The organism is Pseudomonas migulae NBRC 103157, from assembly GCF_002091715.1.
Lineage (GTDB): Bacteria > Pseudomonadota > Gammaproteobacteria > Pseudomonadales > Pseudomonadaceae > Aquipseudomonas > Aquipseudomonas migulae_A.
In genome coordinates this window covers 1-17,886 of record NZ_BDAG01000066.1, presented here as the reverse complement: position 1 = coordinate 17,886, position 17,886 = coordinate 1, and the positions used below count along the sequence as shown (strand labels likewise).

General features: G+C 59.4%; 20 protein-coding genes. 7 read left to right on the top strand and 13 right to left on the bottom strand.

Annotated features, from left to right (window positions below; genetic code table 11):
- The first annotated feature begins 140 nt into the window (after positions 1 to 140).
- Together PMI01S_RS29595 and PMI01S_RS29590 are read left to right on the top strand one after the other, a co-directional pair.
- Positions 141 to 800, top strand: a complete 660-nt coding sequence (locus PMI01S_RS29595; RefSeq protein ID WP_084323722.1) for a FadR/GntR family transcriptional regulator — start codon at positions 141 to 143, stop codon at positions 798 to 800.
- The gene (locus PMI01S_RS29590) at positions 790 to 2,097 is read left to right on the top strand and encodes a CynX/NimT family MFS transporter (RefSeq protein WP_084323721.1); all 1,308 of its coding nucleotides are present in this window, start codon (positions 790 to 792) and stop codon (positions 2,095 to 2,097) included. Before PMI01S_RS29595 ends, PMI01S_RS29590 begins: the two co-directional genes overlap by 11 nt.
- On the opposite strand, the gene PMI01S_RS29585 is transcribed toward PMI01S_RS29590, so the two are convergent.
- The 11 genes from PMI01S_RS29585 to PMI01S_RS29535 form a co-directional block, all read right to left on the bottom strand.
- The gene (locus tag PMI01S_RS29585) at positions 2,098 to 2,748 is read right to left on the bottom strand and encodes a DUF1120 domain-containing protein (protein ID WP_084323720.1); all 651 of its coding nucleotides are present in this window, start codon (positions 2,746 to 2,748) and stop codon (positions 2,098 to 2,100) included.
- 62 nt (positions 2,749 to 2,810) lie between these two features.
- Positions 2,811 to 3,419 carry a DUF1120 domain-containing protein gene (locus tag PMI01S_RS29580; RefSeq protein ID WP_084323719.1) on the bottom strand — a complete coding sequence of 203 codons (609 nt, stop codon included), beginning with the start codon at positions 3,417 to 3,419 and terminating at the stop codon, positions 2,811 to 2,813.
- 78 nt (positions 3,420 to 3,497) lie between these two features.
- Positions 3,498 to 4,121 (bottom strand): DUF1120 domain-containing protein, encoded by a 624-nt coding sequence (locus PMI01S_RS29575; RefSeq protein ID WP_084323718.1) that lies wholly within the window; start codon positions 4,119 to 4,121, stop codon positions 3,498 to 3,500.
- A gap of 78 nt (positions 4,122 to 4,199) precedes the next feature.
- A complete protein-coding gene (locus PMI01S_RS29570) occupies positions 4,200 to 4,826 on the bottom strand; it encodes a DUF1120 domain-containing protein (RefSeq protein WP_084323717.1) in 627 nt (208 codons plus the stop codon).
- Positions 4,827 to 4,909: 83 nt separating this feature from the next.
- Complete coding sequence (locus PMI01S_RS29565) at positions 4,910 to 6,040, bottom strand: DUF1120 domain-containing protein (protein WP_084323723.1); 1,131 nt, start codon at positions 6,038 to 6,040, stop codon at positions 4,910 to 4,912.
- A gap of 11 nt (positions 6,041 to 6,051) precedes the next feature.
- Positions 6,052 to 8,517 carry a fimbria/pilus outer membrane usher protein gene (locus PMI01S_RS29560; RefSeq protein ID WP_084323716.1) on the bottom strand — a complete coding sequence of 822 codons (2,466 nt, stop codon included), beginning with the start codon at positions 8,515 to 8,517 and terminating at the stop codon, positions 6,052 to 6,054.
- A gap of 129 nt (positions 8,518 to 8,646) precedes the next feature.
- Entirely contained in the window at positions 8,647 to 9,363 is a 717-nt protein-coding gene (locus tag PMI01S_RS29555; RefSeq protein ID WP_084323715.1) for a fimbria/pilus chaperone family protein, read from the bottom strand.
- Positions 9,364 to 9,416: 53 nt separating this feature from the next.
- Entirely contained in the window at positions 9,417 to 10,037 is a 621-nt protein-coding gene (locus PMI01S_RS29550; RefSeq protein WP_084323714.1) for a DUF1120 domain-containing protein, read from the bottom strand.
- 67 nt (positions 10,038 to 10,104) lie between these two features.
- Positions 10,105 to 10,734, bottom strand: coding sequence for a DUF1120 domain-containing protein (locus tag PMI01S_RS29545; RefSeq protein WP_084323713.1), 630 nt, complete (start codon positions 10,732 to 10,734; stop codon positions 10,105 to 10,107).
- Between the two features lie 319 nt (positions 10,735 to 11,053).
- Complete coding sequence (locus PMI01S_RS29540) at positions 11,054 to 11,686, bottom strand: DUF1120 domain-containing protein (RefSeq protein ID WP_084323712.1); 633 nt, start codon at positions 11,684 to 11,686, stop codon at positions 11,054 to 11,056.
- 299 nt (positions 11,687 to 11,985) lie between these two features.
- Positions 11,986 to 12,615 (bottom strand): DUF1120 domain-containing protein, encoded by a 630-nt coding sequence (locus tag PMI01S_RS29535; protein WP_084323711.1) that lies wholly within the window; start codon positions 12,613 to 12,615, stop codon positions 11,986 to 11,988.
- A 351-nt stretch (positions 12,616 to 12,966) separates the two neighbouring features.
- Between PMI01S_RS29535 and PMI01S_RS29530 the strand changes: the two genes are divergently transcribed.
- The 4 genes from PMI01S_RS29530 (at position 12,967) to PMI01S_RS29515 (ending at position 15,560) form a co-directional block, all read left to right on the top strand.
- Entirely contained in the window at positions 12,967 to 13,599 is a 633-nt protein-coding gene (locus PMI01S_RS29530; protein WP_084323710.1) for a response regulator, read from the top strand.
- 108 nt (positions 13,600 to 13,707) lie between these two features.
- Positions 13,708 to 14,178 (top strand): nuclear transport factor 2 family protein, encoded by a 471-nt coding sequence (locus PMI01S_RS29525; protein WP_084323709.1) that lies wholly within the window; start codon positions 13,708 to 13,710, stop codon positions 14,176 to 14,178.
- A gap of 40 nt (positions 14,179 to 14,218) precedes the next feature.
- Positions 14,219 to 14,536 (top strand): GIY-YIG nuclease family protein, encoded by a 318-nt coding sequence (locus tag PMI01S_RS29520; protein WP_084323708.1) that lies wholly within the window; start codon positions 14,219 to 14,221, stop codon positions 14,534 to 14,536.
- A gap of 88 nt (positions 14,537 to 14,624) precedes the next feature.
- Positions 14,625 to 15,560, top strand: a complete 936-nt coding sequence (locus PMI01S_RS29515; protein ID WP_084323707.1) for a glutathione S-transferase family protein — start codon at positions 14,625 to 14,627, stop codon at positions 15,558 to 15,560.
- A 156-nt stretch (positions 15,561 to 15,716) separates the two neighbouring features.
- Here the strand turns inward: PMI01S_RS29515 and PMI01S_RS29510 are convergent, their stop codons facing one another.
- Positions 15,717 to 16,067, bottom strand: a complete 351-nt coding sequence (locus PMI01S_RS29510) for a glutaredoxin family protein (protein WP_084323706.1) — start codon at positions 16,065 to 16,067, stop codon at positions 15,717 to 15,719.
- Positions 16,067 to 17,071 carry a nucleoid-associated protein YejK gene (gene yejK, locus PMI01S_RS29505; RefSeq protein ID WP_008026670.1) on the bottom strand — a complete coding sequence of 335 codons (1,005 nt, stop codon included), beginning with the start codon at positions 17,069 to 17,071 and terminating at the stop codon, positions 16,067 to 16,069. Before yejK ends, PMI01S_RS29510 begins: the two co-directional genes overlap by 1 nt.
- Positions 17,072 to 17,547: 476 nt before the next feature.
- Here yejK and PMI01S_RS29500 point away from each other — a divergent pair, with 476 nt between their 5' ends.
- Positions 17,548 to 17,829: an HU family DNA-binding protein gene (locus PMI01S_RS29500; RefSeq protein ID WP_007905514.1), complete on the top strand. Its 282-nt coding sequence runs from the start codon at positions 17,548 to 17,550 to the stop codon at positions 17,827 to 17,829.
- Positions 17,830 to 17,886 lie beyond the last annotated feature (57 nt).

The window sequence follows — 17,886 nt, the reverse complement described above, 5'->3', positions numbered from 1 at the left end:
TCGCCATCCATGTTGAATATGAAACGGAGATCGCCAGTAAGCCGGCTACTGCAGGGTTTGTGTGGGCCGTTGCCTTGTCGGGCCAAGCTGACTAACATGTCAGAAAATTCATCCTATGATTGGATGAAAGGGCGAATCCTATGTCAGAAATGTCTCCATTAGTTAAGCGATCCCTGGTCGATCAGGCCCTGGATCAGTTGCGCCTGCGCATCACCGAAGGCGTCTGGGCTGTCGGCCAACGTCTGCCCACCGAGCCTGAACTGTCGGCAGAACTGGGCATCAGCCGCAACACCGTGCGCGAAGCCATGCGCGTGTTGGCGTTTTCCGGTTTGATCGAAATCCGCCAGGGTGACGGCAGCTATTTACGGGCCGTGATCGATCCGCTGGACACCCTGAAAGCGTTGTCCCGCTGCTCCCTCGAACAGGCGCGGGAAACACGGCACATCCTTGAAGTCGAGGCCATCGGCCTTGCCGCCCTGCGCAGGACCGACGAAGACCTCATCGAATTACGCAAAGCGCTCAACGTTAGCGGTGATCACTATCACGGCGATCTCGACAGCTACATCGCCTGCGACCTGGTGTTCCACCGTCGCCTGGTGGACGCCGCGCACAACCCGACCCTCAGCGAGTTGTATCGCTATTTCTCCAGCGTCGTCGGCGCACAACTGCGCCAGACCTTAAGCATCACGCCTCGCCGCCAGGAAGTGTTCGACCTGCACGTCGACCTGCTCGATGCCGTCGAGCAACGCGACCCGGAACGGGCCAAAGCCCTGTCGAGGCAGTTGATCAATGAACCTTGAAACCGAGAACGCCATGTCCAGCAGCAACCGTCACATCACTGAAGCCAAGCGCACGGCGGAGCTCGAGGAACTGCTGATCGATGCCGAGGCCGATGACGAAGCGGTCCAGCAGAGTCACCCGATCCTGCGGCGTCCGTGGCTGTTATTGCTCGGCCTGATTCTGGTCGCGCTAAACCTGCGCCCGGCGCTGTCGAGCATGGCGCCGATGCTCAGCGACATCTCGAAGACCTTGGGGTTGTCGGCAGCGCAGGCCGGTTTGCTGACAACCTTGCCGGTGCTTTGCCTTGGCTTGTTTGCGCCGCTGGCGCCGATTCTGGCGCGCCGTTTCGGCGCCGAACGGGTGGTGCTGGGCATTCTTCTGACGCTGGCGGGCGGAATCATCCTGCGCAGTTCATTCGGTGAAATCGGCCTGTTTGCCGGCAGCGTGCTGGCCGGCGCGAGCATCGGGGTGATTGGCGTCTTGTTGCCGGGCATCGTCAAACGCGACTTCGCCAAACACGCAGGTACCATGACCGGCGTCTACACCATGGCCCTGTGCCTGGGCGCAGCCATGGCGGCGGGCGCGACCGTGCCGTTGAGTGAACACTTCGACAAAAGCTGGGCCTTGGGCCTCGGCTTCTGGGTGATTCCGGCGTTGGCGGCGGCGATTTTCTGGTTGCCGCAAGTCGGTCAGAAACACGGCGCGCACAACGTTGCCTACCGTGTTCGCGGTTTGTTGCGTGACCCGTTGGCCTGGCAAGTGACCTTGTACATGGGCCTGCAATCATCGCTGGCCTACATCGTGTTCGGCTGGTTGCCGTCGATCCTGATCGGCCGCGGCCTGACACCGACCCAGGCGGGTCTCGTCCTGTCGGGTTCGGTGATCATCCAGTTGGCCAGTTCACTGGCGGCACCGTGGCTGGCCACGCGCGGCAAGGATCAGCGCCTGGCGATCGTGATCGTCATGGCGCTGACCCTCGGCGGGCTGTTCGGTTGCCTTTACGCGCCGATCGAAGGCCTGTGGGGCTGGGCGATCCTGCTCGGTCTGGGGCAGGGCGGTACGTTCAGCCTGGCATTAACCCTGATCGTGTTGCGCTCGCGGGATTCGCACGTGGCGGCGAACCTGTCGAGCATGGCCCAGGGCTTCGGTTACACCCTGGCGTCCATGGGGCCGTTCGCGGTCGGCATCGTGCACGACTGGACCGGCGGCTGGAACGCCATCGGCTGGATTTTCGGCGTGATCGGCCTCGGCGCCATCCTCGCCGGCCTCGGCGCCGGGCGTTCGTTGTACGTTCAGGTGGTCAGCGAAAAGGTCTGACTACAGATACACAACGTCCAGCGTCGCCGAGCCGTCGAGTTGCACATCGGTGCTCAGGTCCAGTTCGGAAGAGGGCGAGATGACCGTTTCAAGGATGACCCGGCTCGTCAGGCTCTGGATGGCAATCGGGCCGGCGTTGCTGCCGGCCACGTCGGTAAACCCCAGGTAACTTCTGGCGCCAATCGGAATGGAACGGCTGTTGGATGAACTCCAGGCTATGCCTCCGGTGGTGGAGTCCGTGCGAAAGACCTGCGGCAGATCGTCCACCACCGTGGTGGCCGGATCGAAGTTCAATGAGTACAAGCCGACTTTGTTACCGCTGCCATCGTGGTTCAGACCGTAGTAAATCTCGCTGTTGACGACGGCCGAGCCATCGCGGTTGTCGTGCATCATCAGAGCGAAGCGCGCGGGCGCATTGCACTGGATGTTGAGGTCGAGCGTCTGGTCGCGCAGTCGTGTTCGCTTGTTCACGCTAAGGTCTTGCCGGGAGATTTTTCCGTAGTTGACGAGGCCGCTGTTGGACAGTGTCGGTGAGCAGGCGAGTGGGGTGATCGTGCCGTTGACGGTCAGGTCAGTGCTCGACGCGGCGAAGGCATATGGGGCAGTGCTGATCAGTACTGCAGCTGCAATTGTTATGAAGTGGTTTTTCATTAATGAGCGCTCATTCATTTGAGGTAAAAAACGGCTCTCCTGTAAAGGAGAGCCGGCATCATTTAGAAGTACTTCATTTCGAATGTTGCAGAACCGTCGACGGTGATCTCGTCGGTCAGGGTCAGGCTGTCCGCCCGGGCGATATAGGTCTGGATTTCCAGTTCCATTGTCAGGTCTTTAACGGGAAGGGGGCGGTTAACTCCTACCGATGTCAGCTCTCCAGGGCCTATTTGATTTGTGCGCTCCCACCGCGTTCCACCGTCTAGCGAGTAGATCGCTTGAACAGTTTCCCCATCCGCCAAAGCGCTTTTGATAACCGCTCGGAATATACCCAGTTTTTCAAGTGCGTTGGTTTCCCCCAGACCGAACCAATTATCGGCCAATGAGGTCGCGGCCTTGTTGTCGATAGCGTTCAGCGCAAACATATTTGCTGCATTGCAATTGACATTTAGTTGCATCGGCTGGGTGTTCACCAAGGTGTTTGAAGTTAGGTCGAGATCCTTTGCCGAGATCTTCCCGATGTTGACGATGCCCCCGTCAGACAACGTCGGCGTACACGCATTGGGCGTGATCGTGCCGGTGACGCTCAGGTCAGTGCTCGATGCAGCGAAGGCGAGGGGTGAAGTCAGGACGATGAACGCCATCGTCAGAGCGTGTGGAAATTTTTTCATGGGACAGGATTCGCTATGGTGGGTCAGCGGAATAAGTCCTTGCCCGAAGCGTGACCCCGGGCAAGGTCTGCTACGGGGTTATGGGTACAAGACTTCGAGGGTGACCAAGCCGTTCAGGGCGGCATCGTTGGTCAGGTCGAGTGAGTCGGCGCGGGCGATGTAAGTGGAGACCCGGAAGTCCATTGTCAGATCCTTGATGGCGATCGGAGTGGCTGGGCCGCCGGGTACACCGAACGCAGAAATGGTATCAGGCTCCATATGGGGCACCTGGAGCCAGGTGTCGCCATTGTTTCTGGATAGGAGTGGCCTTGCCAAAACGCCATCGGCCATTGGATTCATGAGTCGCGCCTCAAAGTAGCCGAGTTTTTCATCACCATTGATTTTGCCCAAGCCAAATCCAATGTAAGGTTCCGTACTCGAACCGGGCTGGTTATCGATCGGCCTCAGTCTGAACGCTACCGGCGAGTCGCAATTCACGATGAGTTGCAATGTCTGGAAGGGCAAACGCGTCTCTTTGTCCTGATTCAAATCCTTCGACGAAATTTTGCCATGGTGCACATTCCCGCCATCGGACAGCAGCGGTGTACAAGCACGGGGCGTGATGGTGCCGGTGACGCTCAGGTCAGTGCTCGATGCGGCGAAGGCGAGGGGTGAAGTCAGGACGATGAACGCCATCGTCAGAGCGTGTGGAAATTTTTTCATGGGACAGGATTCGCTATGTTGGGTCAGCGGAATAAGTCCTTGCCCGAAGCGTGACCCCGGGCAAGGTCTGCTACGGGGTTATGGGTACAAGACTTCGAGGGTGACCGAGCCGTCGAGGGCGGCATCGTTGGTCAGGTCGAGTGAGTCGGCGCGGGCGATGTAGGTACTTATCAATAGGTCTGTTACCAGATCCTTGATGGCGATCGGAGTGGCTGGGCCGCCGGGTACACCGAACGCAGAAATGCTTTCAGGCAGCATGTCGGACCCCTGGGACCAAGTGTCGCCATTGTTAATGGATCGGAGTGCCCTTGCCAAAACGCCATCGGCCATTGGCCTCCTGAGTAGTGCCTCAAAGTAGCCGAGTTTTTCATCACCATTGATTTTGCCCAGGCCAAATCCAAGGCCCGGTTCCGTACTCGAACCGGGCTGGTTATCGATCGGCTTCAACCTGAACGCTATTGGCGAGTCGCAATTCACGGTGAGTTGCAATGTCTTGTCTGTCAGTTTCGTCTCTCTGTCCTTATTCAAATCCTTCGACGAAATTTTGCCGTGATGCACGTTCCCGCCATCGGACAATTTCGGTTCGCAAGCATTGGGCGTGATCGTGCCGGTGACGCTCAGGTCAGTGCTCGACGCCGCCAGCGCATAGGGCGCCACGCTGATCAGCGCGGTGGCGGAGAGTGCTGCAAAGTACTTTTTCATCATTGTCTACTCACTTCTATTGTTGTGTGTCCTGACTGCCCGGAGGTGCTCGAGTGCGCTGCGGATTCAGCAGGATCGGTTGGGTGCTACAGATAAATAATCTCGATCGTCCCCGCGCCATCGAGGTCGATGGCGCTGCTCAGATCCAGGCTGTTGGTGGGGGCGATGACGGCCTCCACGGTCACCGTGGTGCTGAGGTTCTGGATCAGCGCCGGGCCGGCCATGCCGAGGTTGTCGGTGAAGCCCAGGTAGCGGCTTTTGCTGATGGGCACAGAGACGGAGCCGGCCGTGCTCCAGGCCATGCCGCCGGTGGTGGAGTCGATCAGGTGCAGGCGCGCGAGGCCGTCGGCGCTGGTGCTGGCCGGGTCGACATTCAGCGAATACAGGCCGATGTTGTTGTTGCGGTTGTCCTTGCCGAGGCCGTAGTGAATGTCGCTGTCGACGGTGGCCGAGCCCGAGCGGTTGTCGTGCATGATCAGCGCGAACGAAGTGGGCGCGTCGCAGCCCACCCTCAGATTCAATGAGCGTGGCGGCAGGCGAGTGCTTTTGTCCGGGCTCAGGTCATTTTTCGACAGGGTGCCGAAGGCGACCACGCCGCCGTTGGACAGCCCCGGCTCGCAGGCCGCTGGCGCGAAGCGGGCGCGCAAGGTTGCCTCGCGGGTGCGCCCGGCAGTGACGGCGTCGAACACGCCGGTGGTCTCCCAGGTGACCGCGTCGCGGACCTGCATCCCTTGCTCTTGAACCCAGGCAGTCAGCTCGATTTGTGCGGAAAAAGTACGACCGTGCAGCGGCGCGCCGCCCTGCACCGGAACGACGCCGTGCGCCGGGCGCCAGATCAGGTTCGATGCCGTGACGGCAGGCGGCTGGCCCACACCGGCAATCAAGCCGATCTCTACCGGTTGGCCATCCAGCACCGCGTCGTGAACGCGCACCTGATAGCTGCCACGTTCGGCAAAGTGAAAACGTTCGGCCGTCGCCGCCAAGGCGCGATAAAACACGCTCATGTCGGTGGGTTGCGAGCAGCTCAGGCTCAGGCTCAGCTGACGTTCGCCGAGCTTTCGTTCGGGGGCCGAGTCGGGACGTATCGCCCGGTTCATCAGCCCGTAATCCAGCACGGGCTGGCTCAGGTTGAACTGGCATTCATCCGCAGACGCCCAGGCGAACGGGGTGAAAGCGCTCAGCGCCAGAGGCAGTAGCAAATAGCGGGGCAGGTTCATGAACATCATCCTCAAAGGGCTCGGCACTTGGCGGGGGCGGTTTCGTAATACGCGTTGGTGTCGGCGTCCGCCGGCAGCTCGAAATGCAGTTCGCAGCGCTCCAGCCCCGGTGCGCTGATCCACAGCGCTCGGGCGTCGAGGACGTTGGGCAGAAACACCAGGCCGCCGTCCTGCACCAGGGTGACGAACTCGCCATCCTCGGTGTTCACCGATGCGCCGCGGGGCAGGGGCGCGCCGTTGGCGGTGGTGGCCTTGAGCAACGCGCGGCGGGTCAGGGTGAGGCCGAACTCGATGCTGTCGACGGCGCCGCGGCCGGCCGAAATCACCGCCAGCCCGTTGTGAATGTCGGCGTTGCGCGGCAGGGTTTTGGTGTCGACTTCCACCGCGCTGCGGCCGTAAGCCGCCACCTGCGGGATGACGGCCTGGCCTTGCCAGTCGGTCCATACCGGACCGCTGGGCGTCGACACTTTGATGGCGCCCATGTCGCCCACCGACAGCAGGGCAAAAGTGTCGCTCACCGGGTAAGGCGAGAGCGTCACGCCGCCGCCATGCAGCACGACGCCACCGCGGGCACTGGCCTGATAGCTGGAGCGTTCGGCATCGTCGCGGGTGTAGTTCAAGTCCAGTTGGGTGTAGCGCGGCAACAGTGAAACGCCGGCGGTGGTCTGCACTTCCTTGTCCCGGGTGTCGTGCTCGACGCCGACCCGGTAGGCCAGTTGATCGTTGATCTGTTCATTCAAACCCACACCGCTGCGGTATTCGCCAGCGGAGCTGCGCACCCAGGTGCGTGCCCGGCGGTTCTCGCCCAAGGGAATGCTGAGGTTCAGGTAGACGCTATCGTCGTTGCGGTTTGCGCCGCTGACTTGCCATTCCGCCGTCGCCGAAACCGACACACCACCGATGTTGGTGCCCCAGGAAGCGAGGGCGCGGCTGCTGCTTTGGCCGTCGAACGAGCTCGATCGGCTGACACCGCCGCTGAACGCGCCGACCCACGGGTGCGACCAGGACAAGGCAGCGCTTAGCTGGTCGCGGTAGCGGGATTTACTGTCATCGGAGGTGTTGTCGAACACCGCGTCTTGCAGTTCACGGTAGCCAAGGGTCCGGTAAGAACTGCCGGCATTGAACGCCCACTGCTCGCTTAAACGGTGCGATGCGCTCAAGTCAGCCTGAAGCCCCTGACTGGCTTGCCGGCCACCGGCGTCGGCACCGGTGAGCGTGGCTTGAACCTGGGTAACGGGCGATGGCAGCAGGCCGACGCTGACACCCGCCGCGCGGTAATCGGCGGCACCGGTCAGGCCTGCGCTGAGCAACACTTGCGGCGTAAGTGAACCGCTCCAGCCGCCGCTGATCACCCACGGATCGCCACCCTGTTCGTCACCGGTACTGCGCACCTGGCCGGCCGCCAGCGAATAACCGGGCGCCGGCAAACCGATGCCGAGCATCGCGGCCGGCACGGTAAAGCTGCGCTCGCTGCCATCGGCTTCCTTGATGGTGACTTCCACGTCGGAGCGGGTGCTGAGCCGGCGTACATTGGTCAGGGCAAACGGCCCGGCCGGCACCACCGTGGAATGGATCAGCGCACCGTTCTGCCGAACTTCTACCTGCGCCTGACTGTTGGCGATGCCTTCAATGACCGCGCCTTGACCTTCGATCTGCAGCGCTTCCTCATTCAACACTTGCACGCCGGTGATCTGCGCGCCGGCCAGCACCGGGTTATACAGATTGATCTGGCCCGCTTGCAGCACCGCTTCGTGACTGGCAAACGTGCGTTGGGCGTAAGCGGCGATGTGCGTGGTGCGCGAAACGTCGTCCTGCCAGGTCTGCACCTGACGGCTGCGCACGATCCAGTCACCGGCGTTGAAACCTGCTTCGGTATTGGCCGAAGCGAAGCGGCTGCTCTGATCGCCGGACTGGCTGCGCAAACCGCTGACGTCGTAGTTGAGCAAACCGGCGATGCCCCCGGTTTGATAACCCGAAAAATCCCGCGCAGTGGGGCGTATGGCATCGGTGGGCACGATCAGTGACAGGGCCAGGCTTGTCGGATCCGGGTCGATGACGGTCTGCGGTGAGGGACCGAGAAAATCGTGGCACTGACTATCGCCCAGCAGACGGTCCGGCACATTCAGGTTGGCCGCATCGAGCAGGGCGCGATCGAAGCACAACGCGCCTTCGCGATCGAACGTGACGTCGACCCGGCCATGGCTCTGGCCATTGACTGTGAGCGTGACGGGATGCCGTCCTGCCGAGAATCGCGGCGTTTGCATCAGCACCGACGCCAGCGCCGGGTCGATGCCGCGCTGAAGCAGTGTGTTTTTGTCGAACGATGCCGGCACAGGCACATTACCGTGGGCGTCGACCACTATCAGCGCATTGCTCAGCAGCAGCGCAACCGTGGTCCACCGCCCAGGGTGAGGGCGAGCGGCGGTCTGAACAGCGGGCACGGCTTCGCCATCACGGTAAATCAATACTGTGTTCATTGGGTTCACTTGAGTTATGCCGGCGTGCTGACCGATTCTCTGTGGCTCAGACACGCCTTTGGCGACGGCAGAAGGGCCGTGGCCTCGAAACAGACGCTCACTGTTCCTTCATGAGCGCTCTCAGGGGGTTCAGGATTTGATCGGGGCCTCGTAATGCGGCACCGCGAAACCGTAGACCGTCGCCGGTTGAAAACGCACTTGCGTCGCGGCCCCCTCAGGCGCCTTGACGCTGATGTGCTCACCGGGCAACACATAGGTTTTCGGCAACATCGCGCCGCCCGCTGACGGCAGCAATTGCACTTCCTGGCCCAGGCGTACGACGTAAGGCGTGTCGTTGCGCACGGTCAATTGACCGTCCTGCAGCGACCATTGCAGGTCGGTCCACGGCGTGCGGTTGGGCGCCAGCCCCTTGGGATGAATAATCAACGGCAGATTCTGACGCACCGTCACGCCGACACGGGCATGCCCGGCTTCGGCGGCGGGTTTTCCTTCAGGGATACCTTCGAAGATCACCCGCTTCAAACGCTGGGTAAGCAACGGTTTTTCGGTTTGAAGAATGAAGCGCACCAACTGGGTTTTCGAGGCTTCGACGCGTGCCAGCGGAGGTGTCACAAACACCAGGGCTTCGCCGTCCTCGGCAATGTCTTCGATGGTGACATGCATCAGCGCCAGGTTGGCATCGGTGTTGGTCACCGTCACGGAAGCTTCGCCATCGGCCTCGTTGACGATGACCACCGATGTGTTCGGGACCATTCCGTCAGCCTGGGCCTGGGTGGCCAGGCACAGGGCGAGCGCAGCGATACCGCCATGCAGAAAATGGCGCGTGTGGGATAAAAACATCGTCATGACGTGTCTCGTTGAGTGTTCGGAAAAAGGGGCCGGCAATGCCGGCCGGTCGGTCAATAATTGAGCTGTACGGTGACGTGCCCGTCGATGGGGACTGCATCGGTCAGGGTCAGGTCATTCGCGCGAACGATGGTGGTGACGGCCGACAGCCGGGTGTGCAGGTCTTTGATGGCGATCGGCGTGCCCAGGTCGGTCGGCATTGCAAACGCGGTCAGGCCGGCATGCCCCAGGTAGGGCGACACTCGCCAGCTGGCCCCGTCGTTACTGGACATGATGGTTTTCACCGGGTTGCTGTCTGCTATGGCATCGAACAGGCCAAACGCCACGCTGCCCAGGTGCTGGTCATCGTTGATGACGCCCAGGCCGTGGTGGTGCGGGTCGATGGCTGACGAGCCTTCGCGGTTGTCGATGGTCGTCAGGGTAAACATCGTGGCGCCTTCACAGTTCACGTACAGGTACAGCGTGCCGGTTTCCAGCTGTGTGGGCTGATCCGGATTCAGATCCTTCACCGTCACTTTTCCGTGGTGGACAATGCCGCCACTGGAGAGGATGGGTGTGCAGGACTTGGGGGTGATCAACCCGGTGACGCTCAGGTCGGTGCTGCTGGCGGCAAGGGCTGAAGGTGCGCTGGCGAGCAACAGCGGAGCCAATAGAGCAAGGGAGCATCGTTCCATGATGAGTCGTCCTTTGAGTGAGCGGGCAACGCCGGGTGACTGGCGTTGCCCGTTGAGTGGTGACGGGTTACAGGTATTTGATTTGCAGGGTGGCGTTGCCGTCGAGTTTGACTTCGTCGGTCAGGGTGAGGGTGTTGGCGGGGGCGATTTGGGTGCTTAGCCACATGTCCACTGTGACGTTTTCTACGAACGCAGGTGTCCAGGTGCCACTGGTGTTGTTACCAAATGCGACCCACTCGTTTGTTGCTTTCACGACGTCATCGTCAAACCTTTCCCAGGTATCGCCTTCGTTAGACGAGAGCATAACGAGCACTGGAACGTCCGCGACCGGGTTTTTAAAACCCAGCTGATAGGTGCCTAATTTTTCAGTCCCGTTAATCAGGCCCAGTCCCATCTGGGCAGATACGAATGATGTGCCTGGCCGGTTATCGATAGTGCTGATCGCAAACTGCGCTGATGCAGTGCAGCTCACTGTGAGTTGAATGGTTTCTACTCCGAGTACGGTGGGTACCGCCTCATTCAGGTCTTTCACGGAAATTTTTGCGTAATCGACGATGCCGCCTTTGGCGAGTGTCGGTTCACAGGCCACCGGAGTAATGGTGCCTGTAACCTTCAGGTCAGTCTGGGACGCAGCGAAAGTGGACGATGCGCCCGTCAGCAGCAACGCAGCCGTCAGAAGGGATAAATGCTTGTTCATGTGTTGGCTCTTCCTTGAAGGAGGATTGTCGGTAATTGTCCTTTGCAGACAGGGCGCAATCTAACGATCGAGGTAGCCAGGCGGAATGCAACTAATACGAAAACTGCGGGCTCGGTGTATGAAAGAGTGTCGCGGGCTAAAAAACGTCATCCTTTGGAGCGTCGTCTGTAGTCTTTTGGTGTGGGCGATGTAGGCTGGATACAGGGAGGAGTTTTTTTGAGGAGAAAGAGCGGGAACAAATGGTAATCAGCGGGGGGAGTCATTCTTTGATCGAGCGGGCAACACGGATGACTGGCGTTGCCCGTTGAGTGGTGAAGGGTTACAGGTACTCGATCTGCAGGGTGGCGGCACCGTTGAGTTTGACTTCGTCGGTCAGCGTCAGGCTGTCAGCACGTGCAATAAAGGCGTTGACCCAAACGTCCAGCGAAAGGTTCTTAAGGGCGTCAGGCGCCCAAACCCCTGCAGTCTGGTTGCCAAATCCCATCCACTGAGTCTTCCGGACCAAGCCGCCCCCCGACACCCTCCAAGTAGCCCCCTTATCATTTGATTCCAGTCTTGTCACCGGAACATCGGCGACCGGGTTCTGAAGTCTCAAGTTGTAATATCCCAACTTCTCGGTTCCGTTGATCAGTCCGAGGCCGAAAGTAATATCACTGCTCGGGGCTGATGCGTTTTCCTGGTTGTCGATGGTTCTGATCGCAAATCGCGCTGATTCATTGCAGTTCAGTGTGAGCTGGATTGTCTCGGGTCCGAGGTCTGTGGCTGTAGTCAGATTAAGGTCTTTCACAGATATCTTTGTGTAGTTAACAATGCCGCTATTGGCCAGGCTGGGTGTGCACGCTACCGGTGTAATGGTGCCTGTAACCGTCAGGTCAGTCTGGGACGCAGCGAAAGCGGATGATGCGCCAGTCAGCAGCAACGCAGCCGTCAGAAGGGATAAATGCTTGGTCACTTGTTGGCTCTTCCTTGAAGGAGGATTGTTGGATGTTGCCCTGATCGGGCAGGGCGCAATCTAACGATCGAAGTAGTCAGGCGGAATGCAACTAATACGAAAACGGTCGGCTTGGTGTATGAAAGGGGGTTACGTGTTCCTGGCCGTCAGCTTTCGGACTGTTGTCTGTAGTCTTTCGGTGTGGGCTGTGTAGTTCGTAGGTGCAGGGCGTTTTTCCTGGTTTGGGTCGGCGTCAGGTTGGAGCTCTGCGGAAACGGGCAGCGTGAAGTATCAGGCGCTGCCTGTTAGAGAATGGCGGGTTACAGGTATTCGATCTGCAGGGTTGCAGCACCGTCCAGTTTCACTTCGTTGGTCAGGGTCAGACCGTCGGTGGGGGCAATGTAGGCGGTGACGAACAGGTTTGCCGCAAGGCTCTGAAGAGCGACAGGCGCCCAGTTACCTCCGGTTCGGGTGCCGAATCCTTTCCAATCCCGCTTGTCAAACAGGCCATCCCCGACTGTCCAGGTCGCCCCCTCGTCTCGTGAGTTCAATGGTGTCACAGGAACATCGGCGACCAGGTCCCGAAGTTCCATGGAGTAACCGCCCAGCTTCTCGGTTTCGTTAATCTTGCCAAGACCGTAATGGAGAGCACTGTCGTAATGTGATGTGTTTGCTCTGTTGTCGAGGGCACTGATCGCAAAGGACGCGGGCCCATTGCAGCTCACTGTGAGCTGAAGTGTCTTGGTTTCGAGAAGGGTGGGGCCGGACGTGTTCAGGTCTTTTACAGGAATCTTTGCGTAGTCGACGATGCCACCATCGGTCAGCGTGGGTTCGCATGCCGTAGGCGTAATGAGACCTGTAACCGTCAGGTCAGTGCGGGACGCAGCGAAAGTCGACGATGTGCTGGTGAGAAGCAGTGCTAAAGCCAGTCGGGAAAACTGCCTGTTCATGTGTTGGTTCTTCCTTGAAGGAGTTGCAGGAATGTGCCCTTTGCGGACCGGGCGCAATTTATCGATCGAGGTTGCCAGGCGGAATGCAACAAGTACGAAAACGGTCGGCTTGGTGTATGAAAGGGTGTTGCGGGTTCCAGGCCGTCAGCTTTCGGACTGTTGTCTGTAGTCTTTCTGTGTGGGCTGCGTAGCTTAAAAATGTAGGGCGCTTCTCTTTGTTTTATCGGAGAAAGGACAGGGCCCCGGATACATTGGGTGAGGTGGTTACGCGGTCAAGATTGGACGTTGTGGTCGACACCGGACGGCGCTATTTTTCGCGCATTCCAGTCACCAAACAGGATAAATCCGACAATGCGCGTAATCATCGCTGACGACCATCCGGTCGTTCGTATCGGCTTGCGGATGCTCATCGACCTGAGCAAACCATGTGTGATCGTGGGGGAAGCCGATGGCCCGGACAGCCTGTTCAGGCTACTTTCAACCACGCCGTGCGATCTGTTGGTCACGGACTTCTGCATGCCAGGCAACCAACAGGCAGACGGTCTGAAAATGCTCAGCACGCTGCGACGTCGCTACCCGTCGACCTCGATCATTCTGGTCACGATGTTTGCCAACGTCACGACGCTGAGGGCGGCTTTCGCTCAAGGCGTCATGGCGATCATTGCCAAGGACGCGTCGGCGACGGAGCTGCCCCTGGCAATCAAATCGGTGAGCGAAGGGCGGCGGTTTATCAGCGAATCCCTGCGCGCGGCGCTGGTTCAGGCGGATGCCGAGGCTCAATCGGGTTCACCTTCACTGTCGGCCAAAGAACATGAAGTCGTCAGAATGCTCGCCAGCGGCATGACCGTCAGCGAAATCGCCGGCTACTTCAAACGCAGCGTCTCGACCATCAGCAAACAGAAAAGCATGGCCATGCAGCGGCTGGGCATTTCCACAGATGTGGATCTTTTCGCGTATGCCCGTGACAGCGGCATGGTGCATTAGCGCACCAGAAGGTATTCCCGTCACGAATGCCGGTAGTGTTCCGTGCCGTTGTTGACTATCGTGCAGGCAATCTTGCGAAAACCGTTTACACACCCAGGGAGCCTGCACATGAGTGATGCCCACAGCGCATTGATCACCCAGTTCTATCAAGCCTTTCAGCGGCTGGATGCCGAAGCCATGAGCGCCTGCTACACCGACGATGTGGTGTTCAGCGATCCGGCGTTCGGCGAACTGCGCGGTCGTGATGCCGGTGACATGTGGCGCATGCTCACCACCCGCGCCAAGGACTTTTCCCTGACGTTCGATAACGTGCGCAGCGATGAGCGCACCGGCAGCGCGCATTGGGTGGCGACTTACCTGTTCAGCCAGACCGGCAACACCGTGGTCAACGACATTCAGGCGCGGTTCGTGTTTCGTGACGGCAAGATCTGCGAGCACCACGACCGCTTCGATCTGTGGGCCTGGTCACGACAGGCACTGGGCTTCAAAGGCTTGTTGCTGGGCTGGACGCCGCTGGTGAGAAACGCCGTACGCGCTCAGGCCTTGAAGGGGCTGAAGGCATTCCAGGCCAGTCGCTGATAAGATCGCGGCTTGTTTCCTTTCAAGCCTTGATCTTCACGTGAACACGCCGAGCGAATCCTCCGTCATTGCCGCCGAACCGCTGCCGGTCAGCAAACCGTGGTTCGTGTACCTCGTTCGCGCGGCCAATGGTTCGCTCTACTGCGGGATCAGCGACGATCCCGTCCGCCGCTTCGCCACTCACCAGAGCGGCAAGGGCGCGCGCTTCTTTCTCTCCAGCCCGGCCGTGGCATTGGTCTATACCGAAGCTTGTCGCGATAAAGGCGAAGCGCTGCGCCAGGAACGGCTGATCAAAAAACTCAAGAAAAGCGCCAAGGAATGCCTGGTCTCGACCTTTGCGGCGGGCTTATCAATCTGACTGATAAGTTCCCATCAGGCAGATGGGTGGGATGCTCATGGATTGCGCGCTAAGCTGCGGATTCATTACCCGTGCGGCGGAGCCGAGCATGTCAGAGTTGATTCTTCATCATTACCCGACGTCCCTTTTTGCCGAAAAGGCCCGCCTGTTGCTGGGCTTCAAGGGCCTGTCCTGGCGCTCGGTGAACATTTCGCCGGTGATGCCAAAGCCAGATCTGACGGCCCTGACTGGCGGCTATCGCAAGACCCCGGTGTTGCAGATTGGCGCTGATATTTATTGCGACACCGCGCTGATCGCCCGTCGTCTGGAGCAGGAAAAGGCCTTGCCGGCGTTTTTTCCGGAAGGTCAGGAAATGATCTCGGCGGCCTTCGCCGCCTGGGCGGATTCGGTGGTGTTCCAGCATGCGGTCAGCCTGGTGTTTCAGCCGGAGTCTATCGCTGTGCGCTTCGCCAAAATGCCGCCGGAAGCGATCAAGGCCTTCGTCGCCGATCGCGCCGGATTATTTAGCGGTGGCAGCGCGACCAGGTTGTCCGCTGAGCAAGCCCGGCATCAATGGCCGACGATCATGGGGCGCCTGGAGCAGCAACTTCAGCGCGAGCAGGGTGATTTCCTGTTCGGCGATCCGTCGATTGCCGACTTTGCCTTGGCTCATTGTCTGTGGTTCCTCAAGGCGACGCCGGTGACTGCGCCGTTGGTGGATGCTTACCCGGCGGTTTCTGCGTGGTTGGGGCGAGTGATGGGCTTCGGTCATGGCGCGTTCAGCGATATGACGTCCGAAGAGGCGCTGGAAGTGGCGCGCAATGCGACACCGGCCGCGTTGCCGGATGAGCGGTTCGATGAACCGAATGGTTTTGAGGCGGGTCAGCAGGTGGTCATTGCCGCGACCGATTATGGCGTCGATCCGGTGGCCGGGGAGTTGTTGTTTGCGGGCAGGGAAGAATTGATTCTGCGTCGAGAAGACGAGCGGGGCGGCGTGGTGCATGTGCACTTTCCGCGGTTTGGGTTCCGCATCGAAAAACGCTGACGCACACTTGTAGTTGTGGCGAGGGGGCTTACCCCCGTTCGGCTGCGCAGCCGTCGTAAATCCTGTCATTGCGGTTCGATGATGAAATGCTGGGGCCGCTTCGCTACCCGACGGGGGCAAGCCCCTTCGCCACAGGGATTGAGTGAGTCAGATGAATTACTTCAGGGCTGCGAGGATCGCGTCGGGGTCATACCCACGAATCAACGTTCCGTTCACATCGATAATCGGAATTCCGCCGCCACCCAGCGCTTCGTAAGCCTTGCGCGCCTCGGCATCTTTCTCGATATCGAATTCCTTGTACTGAATGCCTTTCTGATCAAGATAGCGCCGGGTCAGTTTGCAGTAACCACACCATTCAGTGGCGTAGAGCACGACGCTGGCCTTGGCCTGAGTCTGCTCGGACACCACTTGCGAGGGGTTGAACACCCGCTCGATCTTGCCCCAGTTCTGATAGACCACCACCACCAGCAGGATCAGCAGGAATTTCTTCAGTACGCTGCCGAGCATCAGTTGCGCCGCTTGAGCTGGTCAGTCAGCTGAGTGGGCAGGCCTTTGATGATCAGCGTGCCGGCTTCTTCGTCGTATTCGATCTTGGAGCCCAGCAGATGCGCTTCGAAGCTGATCGACAAGCCTTCGGCACGGCCAGTGAAGCGGCGGAACTGGTTCAGGGTGCGTTTGTCTGCCGGGATCTCTGGCGACAGGCCGTAGTCTTTATTGCGGATGTGATCGTAGAAAGCCTTCGGGCGTTCTTCGTCGATCAGCTCCGACAGCTCTTCCAGGCCCATGGGTTCGCCCATTTTTGCCTGGCTGCTGGCGTAATCCACCAGGGTCTTGGTTTTCTCTCGGGCGGACTCTTCCGGCAGGTCTTCGCTTTCGACGAAGTCACTGAACGCCTTGAGCAGGGTGCGGGTTTCGCCGGGGCCGTCGACGCCTTCCTGGCAGCCGATGAAGTCGCGGAAATACTCCGAAACCTTTTTCCCGTTCTTGCCTTTGATGAACGAAATGTACTGCTTGGACTGTTTGTTGTTCTGCCACTCGGAGACGTTGATCCGCGCCGCCAGGTGCAATTGCCCCAGGTCGAGGTGGCGGGACGGTGTCACGTCCAGCTGATCGGTCACTGCAACGCCTTCACTGTGGTGCAGCAGCGCGATCGCCAGGTAATCGGTCATGCCCTGTTGATAATGCGCGAACAGCACGTGGCCGCCCACAGAGAGGTTCGACTCTTCCATCAGTTTTTGCAGGTGTTCCACCGCCACACGGCTGAACGCGGTGAAATCCTTGCCGCCGTCGAGGTATTCCTTCAGCCAGCCGCTGAACGGATGCGCCCCGGACTCGGCATGGAAGAAACCCCACGCCTTGCCTTGTTTGGCGTTATAGCTCTCGTTGAGGTCGGCAAGCATGTTCTCGATGGCGCTCGACTCGGCCAGTTCCGAGTCACGAGCGTGGAGAACTGCGGGCGTGCCGTCGGGTTTTTTGTCGATCAGGTGGACGATGCAATGACGGATCGGCATGGGCTTCTCGGCTGTTTGAAGCGGCTGGTTGGAGAGAGCAGGGCAGGCTCCCGAAAAAGTGCCAAGTGTACCGCAGCGCGTCCCTCGTAGGAGCTGCCGAAGGCTGCGATCTTTTTTAAGTCCTGGTCAAAAGATCGCAGCCTTCGGCAGCTCCTGCAGGTGGGGTGAAGGGCAATTTTCAGCCGACCACTGCTGCTTATGCAGTTTTTTCCTGTTTTAGAGCAATAAAGCTGACCAAATGGGTAGCTAGAGGCGGATATTTCCCCGTCTCTGTGCTAGTTTTGCCCCGTCTTACGCGAAGTCACTGCGTTAAGCGTGCATTCAGCATTTGTCAGGTCGAACCAAACCCTGATTTCGGTATCTATAACCCCGATCCCGTGGTTATTTGGCCGAGGGTGCCAGATCCAGAAGATCGGGCTCGATGGCTGACACTGCACTCTGCAATCCATATGAATTTGATAGGGAAGGAACACTACATGGCTCTTACTAAAGACCAACTGATCGCCGACATCGCTGAAGCTATCGACGCGCCAAAAACCACCGCGCGTAACGCTCTGGACCAACTGGGCCAAATCGTTGCCGATCAGCTGGAAAACGGCGGCGAAATCACTCTGCCAGGTATCGGCAAACTGAAAGTGACTGAGCGTCCTGCCCGTACCGGCCGTAACCCTTCGACTGGCGCTGCCATCGAAATCGCTGCCAAGAAAGTTATCAAGCTGGTTGTGGCCAAAGGCCTGACCGACGCTGTTAACAAGTAAGACGCAGTAAAAAAAGCCGTGCCCCGGAGTGATCCGGGCACGGCTTTTTTGTGCCTG

Excerpts from the sequence above, each read along its gene's own strand:
- PMI01S_RS29555 (WP_084323715.1), bottom strand. The coding sequence starts at position 9,363 with ATGACGATGTTTTTATCCCACACGCGCCATTTTCTGCATGGCGGTATC.
- PMI01S_RS29580 (WP_084323719.1), bottom strand. The coding sequence starts at position 3,419 with ATGAAAAAATTTCCACACGCTCTGACGATGGCGTTCATCGTCCTGACT.
- PMI01S_RS29595 (WP_084323722.1), top strand. The coding sequence starts at position 141 with ATGTCAGAAATGTCTCCATTAGTTAAGCGATCCCTGGTCGATCAGGCC.
- PMI01S_RS29570 (WP_084323717.1), bottom strand. The coding sequence starts at position 4,826 with ATGATGAAAAAGTACTTTGCAGCACTCTCCGCCACCGCGCTGATCAGC.
- PMI01S_RS29550 (WP_084323714.1), bottom strand. The coding sequence starts at position 10,037 with ATGGAACGATGCTCCCTTGCTCTATTGGCTCCGCTGTTGCTCGCCAGC.
- yejK (WP_008026670.1), bottom strand. The coding sequence starts at position 17,071 with ATGCCGATCCGTCATTGCATCGTCCACCTGATCGACAAAAAACCCGAC.
- PMI01S_RS29535 (WP_084323711.1), bottom strand. The coding sequence starts at position 12,615 with ATGAACAGGCAGTTTTCCCGACTGGCTTTAGCACTGCTTCTCACCAGC.
- PMI01S_RS29565 (WP_084323723.1), bottom strand. The coding sequence starts at position 6,040 with ATGAACCTGCCCCGCTATTTGCTACTGCCTCTGGCGCTGAGCGCTTTC.
- PMI01S_RS29590 (WP_084323721.1), top strand. The coding sequence starts at position 790 with ATGAACCTTGAAACCGAGAACGCCATGTCCAGCAGCAACCGTCACATC.
- PMI01S_RS29560 (WP_084323716.1), bottom strand. The coding sequence starts at position 8,517 with ATGAACACAGTATTGATTTACCGTGATGGCGAAGCCGTGCCCGCTGTT.
- PMI01S_RS29585 (WP_084323720.1), bottom strand. The coding sequence starts at position 2,748 with ATGAAAAACCACTTCATAACAATTGCAGCTGCAGTACTGATCAGCACT.
- PMI01S_RS29515 (WP_084323707.1), top strand. The coding sequence starts at position 14,625 with ATGTCAGAGTTGATTCTTCATCATTACCCGACGTCCCTTTTTGCCGAA.
- PMI01S_RS29500 (WP_007905514.1), top strand. The coding sequence starts at position 17,548 with ATGGCTCTTACTAAAGACCAACTGATCGCCGACATCGCTGAAGCTATC.
- PMI01S_RS29510 (WP_084323706.1), bottom strand. The coding sequence starts at position 16,067 with ATGCTCGGCAGCGTACTGAAGAAATTCCTGCTGATCCTGCTGGTGGTG.
- PMI01S_RS29530 (WP_084323710.1), top strand. The coding sequence starts at position 12,967 with ATGCGCGTAATCATCGCTGACGACCATCCGGTCGTTCGTATCGGCTTG.
- PMI01S_RS29545 (WP_084323713.1), bottom strand. The coding sequence starts at position 10,734 with ATGAACAAGCATTTATCCCTTCTGACGGCTGCGTTGCTGCTGACGGGC.
- PMI01S_RS29575 (WP_084323718.1), bottom strand. The coding sequence starts at position 4,121 with ATGAAAAAATTTCCACACGCTCTGACGATGGCGTTCATCGTCCTGACT.
- PMI01S_RS29525 (WP_084323709.1), top strand. The coding sequence starts at position 13,708 with ATGAGTGATGCCCACAGCGCATTGATCACCCAGTTCTATCAAGCCTTT.